Consider the following 606-nt stretch of genomic DNA (forward strand, 5'->3'; position numbering starts at 1 on the left):
CTCGGTGCCCGAGATCGTCGAGCAGATCCTGCGCAGCGACCGCCACCGCTGGGTCGGCCAGGACTTCGTCTTCGACCTCAAGCGCGAATACCCCAAGCGCGAACAGGTGATGCAGTACGGCGAAAGCGACCTGGCCTTCATCCAGCGTCTGTTGGCCGAGGTCGGCATCTGGTACCGCTTCACCGCCGACGAGCGCCTGGGCATCGACGTCGTCGAGTTCCACGACGACCAGCGCAACTACCAGTTCGGCCTCCAACTGCCCTACCGCCCGCAATCCGGCACCCAAAGCAGCGGAGCGGACGCCGTCTGGGGCCTGCAAACGAGCCATGGCGTGGTGGAGAAGAACCTGCGCATCCGCGCCTACACCCCGCGCGATGCCGCTGCCTACCTCGACGGCGAAGTCGACCAGACCCGGGGCGACCCCACCACCTACGGCGAGGCCTACCACTACGCCGAGCCCTACACCGAACTGGACGACCCCCACGCCCGCGACGAAGCCCTGCAAAGCGAAAGCGGCTACTTCTACGCCCGCCTCGCCCACGAGCGCTACCTCAACCAGCAGACCGGCCTGTCGGGCCTCACCAGCAGCGCCGCCCTGGCGCCGGG

At 68.0% G+C, this 606-nt stretch carries 1 protein-coding gene; it reads left to right on the top strand.

The annotated features are described in order from the left end of the window. On the top strand, positions 1-606 hold a 606-nt coding region (vgrG, locus tag E8F20_RS00010), incomplete at both ends, for a type VI secretion system tip protein VgrG (protein WP_280281870.1).

This window comes from Pseudomonas sp. BN415, from assembly GCF_029871195.1.
Lineage (GTDB): Bacteria > Pseudomonadota > Gammaproteobacteria > Pseudomonadales > Pseudomonadaceae > Metapseudomonas > Metapseudomonas resinovorans.